This window comes from Alterirhizorhabdus solaris, assembly GCF_007785815.1.
GTDB classification, from domain to species: Bacteria; Pseudomonadota; Alphaproteobacteria; order Sphingomonadales; family Sphingomonadaceae; genus Alterirhizorhabdus; species Alterirhizorhabdus solaris.
Genome location: NZ_VNIM01000152.1, coordinates 1 through 6,385, shown reverse-complemented (window position 1 = coordinate 6,385; position 6,385 = coordinate 1). Strand labels below are relative to the sequence as shown.

Genomic DNA, 6,385 nt, shown 5'->3' with positions numbered 1-6,385 from the left:
GATGGAACGGGTGATCTCCGAACCGACGCTGCCGGCGGACCTGACGCGATAGCGGCATGATGCTCGACAGGTGGGCGCGCCACGGTTGAAGCCGCGCGCGCCAGCCTGTAGAGCGCGACGCCAAAGGCCCGGCCGCGTCGCGCGGCGGGGGTGGCCGGCTGCCCGGTCGATTCGCTTGTAGAAAAGAGACGCCATGTTCACCTTCCTGCTCGTCGTCCATGCGATCATCGCCGCGGCCCTCGTCGCGGTGATCCTGATGCAGCGGTCGGAAGGCGGCGGGCTGGGCATGGGTGGCAGCCCCTCCGGCCTGATGAGCGCGCGCGGCGCCGCCGATTTCCTGACGCGGGCCACCACGATCCTCGCCACGGCATTCGTGTTGATGTCGATCGGCCTCGCCGCGCTCGCCACCTTCCAGCGCGGCCCGCGTGACATCGATACGTCGCTGGCCCGCCAGACCGCGCCGGCCGCGCCCGCCCCGGCGGTCCCGCTGGCTGCCGATCCGCTGGGGGCCGCCGCTGCCGGCGCCGCGGCCAACGGCCCGTCGAGCGGCACCGGTGCGATCGTGCCGGCGACCCCCGGCACCGCCGGCCCGGCGACCGCGCCCAAGCGGACCGAGCCGGTGACCAAGCGCGAGGAGGAGCCGGCGGCGACCCGGCGCGAGACGCGGCCGGATCGTGCCGCCACCCGCACACAGGATCGGCCGAAGACCGAGATCGTCACCCCCCTCGCCACGGGCGCGACCACCGCACCCGCCGTCGCGCCGCCGGCCTCCGCCGCCGGGGCAGGCGGTGCGAGCGGCGTGACGCCGTAACGCTCAACGCCGAATCGCGGTGCGGGCGGCTTCCCTCGTCGCCGGATCGCCCGTGGCCATCGTCCGCCGGCCTCGATCCGGTCCGAACGCGGCACGCAGCGGCGGCGGGCACGCGCGGGTGATCCGCTGACGGGGGCGCCCGTATTCCGCATCGCGGCCACCATTCCGGCGTTGGCCGCTTCGCCGTACCTTCCTCGTTTCATCGCGATCGTATCGTCCCTGCCCTTGGCGGGGCGGCGATCCACGGCTAGGGCTTTCCTCCCATGACGCGGTTCATCTTCATCACCGGCGGCGTGGTCTCCTCGCTCGGCAAGGGCCTGATGGCCGCCAGCCTCGCCGCCCTCCTCCAGGCGCGCGGATACCGGGTGCGGATCCGCAAGTTCGATCCGTATCTCAACGTCGATCCGGGCACGATGTCGCCGTACCAGCACGGCGAGGTCTATGTGACCGACGACGGCGCGGAGACCGACCTCGACCTCGGCCACTACGAACGCTTCACCGGCGTGCCTTCGCGCCAGAGCGACAACGTGACCTCGGGCCGGATCTATTCGACGATCATCGCCAAGGAGCGGCGCGGCGATTACCTCGGCGCCACCGTGCAGGTGATCCCGCACGTGACCGACGCGATCAAGGAATTCGCCCGCAACGAGGTGGACGATCTCGACTTCGTGCTGTGCGAGATCGGCGGCACCGTGGGCGATATCGAATCGCTGCCGTTCATGGAGGCGATCCGCCAGTTGCGGAACGATCTGGGCCGCAATGGCAGCGTGTTCGTCCACCTCACGCTGGTGCCCTATATCGCCGCCGCCGGCGAACTGAAGACCAAGCCGACCCAGCACAGCGTGCGCGACCTGACCGCGCTCGGCATCCAGCCCGACGTGCTCGTCTGCCGCAGCGAACGCCCGCTGCCCGACAGCGACCGCGCCAAGATCGCGCTGTTCTGCAACGTCCGCAAGGAAGCGGTGATCCCGGCGCTGGATGCCAAGACGATCTACGGCGTGCCGCTGCAATATCATGCCGAAGGTCTGGACATGGCGGTGCTCGATGCATTCGGCATCGCCGCCGGCCCCAGCCCGGACATGCGCCGGTGGGACGACATTCTCGACCGCCTCGGCAATCCCGAGGGTGAGGTGACGATCGGCGTCGTAGGCAAATATACTGGGCTGCTGGACGCCTATAAATCGCTGCACGAGGCGCTCGTCCACGGCGGCATCGCCAACCGGGTGAAGGTCAACATCCGCTGGCTGGATGCGGAGCTGTTCGAGGCGGATCAGGCCGATGTGGCGGCACAGCTTGAGCCGATGCACGCCATCCTCGTGCCCGGCGGCTTCGGTGAGCGCGGATCGGAAGGCAAGATCGCCGCCGTGCGCTTCGCCCGGGAGCGCCGCGTGCCGTTCTTCGGCATCTGTCTGGGAATGCAGATGGCCTGCATCGAAGGCGCGCGGAACACCGCCGGCATTGCCGCTGCGTCCACCACCGAATTCGGCCCGACCGACGAGCCGGTCGTCGGCCTCATCACCGAATGGGAGTCGGCACGGGGTCGAGAGTTGCGCTCTGCCGAGGGCGATCTGGGCGGCACGATGCGGCTGGGGGCGTTCCCGGCCAAGCTGACGGGCAACAGCCAGGTGCGAGCCATCTACGGCGCCGAGGACATCTCAGAGCGTCACCGCCACCGCTACGAGGTGAACATCAACTACCGCGAGCCGCTCGAGAACGGCGGCCTTGTCTTCTCCGGCATGTCACCCGATGGCGCGCTGCCCGAGATCGTCGAGCGGCCGGACCATCCGTGGTTCGTCGGCGTGCAGTTCCACCCGGAGCTGAAATCCAAGCCGTTCGATCCGCATCCGCTTTTCGCCAGCTTCGTCGAGGCGGCGGTGCGGCAGAGCCGGCTGGTCTGATCCGGCGTCATTGCCGCAAGCCCGGTCGATCAGGCGTCGGTTCGGCGGCGATCAACAATCGTCCAGCCACCCGATCCGATCGAACGTCGCCGCGTCGCCTGGCTACCGACCTGAGGCGACCGGCACCGCGCGAAGCGGCGGTGCCGGTCGCGTTGCCTCACCCCGCCGTCACCGCGCCACAGGCGACGCGGCCGCCGCTGTTGCCCGAGGGATCGGTCTTGTAATCGTCGGCGGCGGCGTGGATCACCACGGCGGCGCCATCGGCGTCGAGCAGCGGGGATGCTCCGCCGGTGATCGTGCCGGGCATCGTCGCCTCGAGCTTGCCGGTGCCGTCCGCACCCACCATCATGTTCGGCACGTCACCCATGTGCGGGCCACCGGGGGCGTCCTTGCCGTGCTTCATGCCGGTGGGGTTCCAGTGCGGCCCGGCGCTGGTGAAGTCGGGTGCCTCGCAGCGGCCGACGGCATGGATATGCACGCCGTGTGCGCCGGGGGTGAGGCCGGTCCCCTCCACCACCAGCCGGATGCCGTTCCGCACCGGGGTGAGCGTGGCGTTGCCCAGAACGGTGCCGGTGGGGCCGGTGAGCGTGGCGGTAGCCGGCGCGGGCGGGGGCCCCGCGTTCGCGTTTTCACCGGCGTCAGTCCCCATGCAGCCCCCGGTGAGGGCGGCGGTGCCGAGCAGGCAGAGTATGGCGAGGCGGCTCATGTGAAGTCTCCCGAAAGTCCTGGGTCCAACGCGGATGCATCGTTTCGGTTGCGTTCGTTGGTGGCCCGCGCGTTAATGCAAAAGCAAAGCGGGCGTGGAATACAGCGCCGGTAAACAGGGTGCTGCGGTGCCGGCGGGGGTGATGATGACGGCTGATCCGCATGTGGTGGTGATCGGGCTTGGCTATGTCGGCCTGCCGCTGGCGGGGGCGCTGGCGGACAGGTTCAAGACGACCGGCTTCGATATCGACCGCAGCCGGATCGACCAGCTGCGCCGGGGCGAGGACCGCACGCGCGAGATCGACGAGGCGCGGATGCGGGCCTCGCCGCTGCTGCTCACCAGCCGCGCCGCCGATGCCACCGGGGCGGACGTCTATATCGTGACCGTGCCCACGCCGGTGGATGCCGAGAACAAGCCCGATCTCGGCCCGCTGCTGCGCGGCACGCGCACCGTGGGCGGGCTGATCCGCGGCGGCCGCGATACGCTCGTGATCTACGAGAGCACCGTCTACCCCGGCGTCACCGAGGATCTGTGCGGGGCCGAACTGGAACGCGTCTCCGGCCTGACGCGCGGCGTCGATTTCTTCCTCGGCTACAGCCCGGAACGGATCAATCCCGGCGACCGCGAGCACACCATCGACCGCATCGTGAAGGTGGTGGCGGGCGAAAACCCCGCAGTGACCGACCGCATCGCCGCGCTGTACGACAAGGTGACGACCGCCGGCACCTTCCGCGCCGCCTCGATCAAGGCGGCGGAGGCGGCCAAGGTGATCGAGAACGCGCAGCGCGACATCAACATCGCCTTCATGAACGAGATCACGACGATCTTCGCCGGCCTCGGCCTGTCGATCTGGGACGTGCTGGATGCGGCCGGCACCAAGTGGAACTTCCTCGATTTCAAGCCCGGGCTGGTGGGCGGCCACTGCATCGGCGTCGATCCCTATTACCTCTCGTTCCGCGCGCAGCAGATCGGCCACGATCCGCAGGTGATCCTCGCCGGCCGCTCGATCAACGACGGGATGGGCGCGTGGGTGGCGGACCAGCTCCACGCCCGGCGCGGCGGCAAGCCCGGCACCGCGCTGGTGCTGGGCCTCACCTTCAAGGAGGACGTGCCCGACCTGCGCAACAGCAAGGTGGTGGACGTGATCCGCCGGCTGGAGTCGCTCGGCCACCTCGTCACTGTGCACGATCCGATGGCGGACGGATCGGAGGCGGCGCACGAATATGGCCTGGCGCTGGTGCCCGAAGCGCTGGAAAGCCGCTACGATCTGGTGCTGGCCGCCGTCCCCCACGCCGACTACCGCGCGCTATCCGGTGAGGCGATCCTGGCGCTGGTGGCGGACGGCGGGCTGGTCGCCGACCTCAAGGGCATGTGGCGCAAGGTGGCGCTGCCGGGGGATGTGGATCGCTGGACACTTTAGGGGGAGCAAATTCGTGATACGCAGCCTCATCGGCTGGGGACGATTTCATAGAGAATAAAGAAGATAACCTAATGGAAAACGGCGTCAGTGACGTAATGATGTGACGCATCAGGCGGTGATACGGACCAACTGATCCATGTCGCGCAAGGGACGGCTCTCGAATTCGGTTTCTGTCAGAATTATTAGATCGATGGAGGTTCCGATTGTATGCTCGATCCGCAGCAGGGTAGTTCTAATTGCGCGTGATATGTCAAGCAGCCGGCCGTTTGTCGCCTCGATAACTACGAGGATATCGATGTCGTGATAGTCCTCACCGCGGAAAAAAGAACCAAAGCCCCATGCGCTGGCGACCGAAGGGTGTGACTTAAGGCTCTCGGCGATCGCGGTTTTAATCTGCTCGCACATAGCGCCAAAAGTCACTGCGGCACAGGGATCCGGTGATCTCCTTAGCATTGAACAGGCCTATTTGTTCGGCCTCGCAGTACTGTTTCGCATCCTTGGTGTAGCTATTCCACACGCCTCCGACGTAAATAAGATTCACGTTTGGAAACGCCGCTTGAGTTTCAAACACTCGCGCGAGCCCGCAGGCATACTCATCAAGGCATACCAGCCGGATAGGCCCACCGCGTTCACGAACGATGTCAAACTGAATGTCGTTCGACCGCCTGACCTCGATGACGTTCGAATGAGCGGTGAGCAGGCGATTGAGAAAGGAGATTTGAGCAAAGCTGACACCGAAGTCGTTTGTACCGTTATTCATTCTTGTACTTCTCCACCAATTTGGCGAACAGCATTGGGAACAGCCTGTAATGATCAAGCCGATCATATGCGTTCTGCTCATAGCTTGACGCGTGGTCGCGAAACATTAACACAGCTTCCTTCATTTCGCCCGGCACCATTTTCTTGTTTTCGTTAAGTGCAGAGATAATCTTTTGGTTGTTCGGCAAGATTGTGTCCAGACGGCGTGCCACCCAGATCGCGTAAGCTGATGATAATGGATTGGTAGCTGCTATAGACGAATCCGGACCATAATCCTTAAAAAAATGATGATTCTCTTCGAGAAGGCTGAAGATAAATGACATAAGATCCTGTGTTGAATTTATTCGGTCCGGCTTTGCCCAGCTGTTAACCCAAGACTCATGCTGATCTTTCCACTTGATTAGTAGATTTACAGGAAATTACGCCGGCGCTTTATCCACCTTCCTATGGCATGTTGGACATAATAGGACGAGGTTTGCGTAGGTATTGTCGCCGCCAACGCCGTCCCCACGGGGCCCCCTGGCTTGGCGTGCAATTATGTGCGCCATCTCGCCAATCAGGTAGCTTTGCCCTTTATCACCGACAATGGCGACACGGTCCCGACACTCTGGGTTGCTACAATAACCCCCGGCCATTCCCCACAGTCGCTTAACTTCCTTTTCGGCGATTGGCACCTGTTACTCCTAGCGATGCTAGTCCAGAACCCGAATGGAACGCCTTTACAGGTCACCGTAAACCGAAGGCCCTCAAACCCCCGGCAGCGCCTGTTCCGCCACGCCCCACCCCTGCAA

8 protein-coding genes and 1 pseudogene are annotated in these 6,385 nt (G+C 65.3%); 3 read left to right on the top strand and 6 right to left on the bottom strand.

All coding sequences use genetic code 11. The annotated features are described in order from the left end of the window. Positions 1-195 (bottom strand): hypothetical protein (locus FOY91_RS22135; RefSeq protein ID WP_203234652.1); only part of this gene is annotated, 195 nt, incomplete at its 3' end. Between FOY91_RS22135 and secG the strand changes: the two are divergent. Further along, positions 194-562 (top strand): annotated as a pseudogene (secG, locus tag FOY91_RS20225) (preprotein translocase subunit SecG); the annotation flags it as partial. The gene FOY91_RS22135 and the pseudogene secG overlap by 2 nt on opposite strands. Before the next feature lie 512 nt (positions 563-1,074). Beyond that, positions 1,075-2,709, top strand: a complete 1,635-nt coding sequence (locus FOY91_RS20220; protein ID WP_145155720.1) for a CTP synthase — start codon at positions 1,075-1,077, stop codon at positions 2,707-2,709. Between the two features lie 157 nt (positions 2,710-2,866). On the opposite strand, the gene FOY91_RS20215 is transcribed toward FOY91_RS20220, so the two are convergent. Beyond that, a complete protein-coding gene (locus FOY91_RS20215; RefSeq protein WP_238995816.1) occupies positions 2,867-3,415 on the bottom strand; it encodes a superoxide dismutase family protein in 549 nt (182 codons plus the stop codon). A 142-nt stretch (positions 3,416-3,557) separates the two neighbouring features. Between FOY91_RS20215 and FOY91_RS20210 the strand changes: the two genes are divergently transcribed. Beyond that, positions 3,558-4,835 carry a nucleotide sugar dehydrogenase gene (locus FOY91_RS20210; protein ID WP_203234653.1) on the top strand — a complete coding sequence of 426 codons (1,278 nt, stop codon included), beginning with the start codon at positions 3,558-3,560 and terminating at the stop codon, positions 4,833-4,835. Between the two features lie 108 nt (positions 4,836-4,943). Here FOY91_RS20210 and FOY91_RS20205 read toward each other — a convergent pair whose 3' ends face one another. The 4 genes from FOY91_RS20205 to FOY91_RS22945 form a co-directional block, all read right to left on the bottom strand. Then, positions 4,944-5,240 carry a nucleotidyltransferase domain-containing protein gene (locus FOY91_RS20205; protein ID WP_162527296.1) on the bottom strand — a complete coding sequence of 99 codons (297 nt, stop codon included), beginning with the start codon at positions 5,238-5,240 and terminating at the stop codon, positions 4,944-4,946. Continuing rightward, positions 5,224-5,595, bottom strand: coding sequence for a hypothetical protein (locus FOY91_RS21865; protein ID WP_162527295.1), 372 nt, complete (start codon positions 5,593-5,595; stop codon positions 5,224-5,226). Before FOY91_RS21865 ends, FOY91_RS20205 begins: the two co-directional genes overlap by 17 nt. After that, positions 5,588-5,917 carry a hypothetical protein gene (locus FOY91_RS20200; protein WP_145155717.1) on the bottom strand — a complete coding sequence of 110 codons (330 nt, stop codon included), beginning with the start codon at positions 5,915-5,917 and terminating at the stop codon, positions 5,588-5,590. The genes FOY91_RS21865 and FOY91_RS20200 overlap by 8 nt, the downstream gene beginning before the upstream one ends. Before the next feature lie 96 nt (positions 5,918-6,013). Further along, positions 6,014-6,142: an HNH endonuclease gene (locus tag FOY91_RS22945; RefSeq protein WP_476692378.1), complete on the bottom strand. Its 129-nt coding sequence runs from the start codon at positions 6,140-6,142 to the stop codon at positions 6,014-6,016. Positions 6,143-6,385 lie beyond the last annotated feature (243 nt).

Excerpts from the sequence above, each read along its gene's own strand:
- FOY91_RS20220 (WP_145155720.1), top strand. The coding sequence starts at position 1,075 with ATGACGCGGTTCATCTTCATCACCGGCGGCGTGGTCTCCTCGCTCGGC.
- FOY91_RS21865 (WP_162527295.1), bottom strand. The coding sequence starts at position 5,595 with ATGAATAACGGTACAAACGACTTCGGTGTCAGCTTTGCTCAAATCTCC.
- FOY91_RS20215 (WP_238995816.1), bottom strand. The coding sequence starts at position 3,415 with ATGAGCCGCCTCGCCATACTCTGCCTGCTCGGCACCGCCGCCCTCACC.
- FOY91_RS20210 (WP_203234653.1), top strand. The coding sequence starts at position 3,558 with ATGATGACGGCTGATCCGCATGTGGTGGTGATCGGGCTTGGCTATGTC.
- FOY91_RS22945 (WP_476692378.1), bottom strand. The coding sequence starts at position 6,142 with ATGGCGCACATAATTGCACGCCAAGCCAGGGGGCCCCGTGGGGACGGC.
- FOY91_RS20205 (WP_162527296.1), bottom strand. The coding sequence starts at position 5,240 with ATGTGCGAGCAGATTAAAACCGCGATCGCCGAGAGCCTTAAGTCACAC.
- FOY91_RS20200 (WP_145155717.1), bottom strand. The coding sequence starts at position 5,917 with ATGTCATTTATCTTCAGCCTTCTCGAAGAGAATCATCATTTTTTTAAG.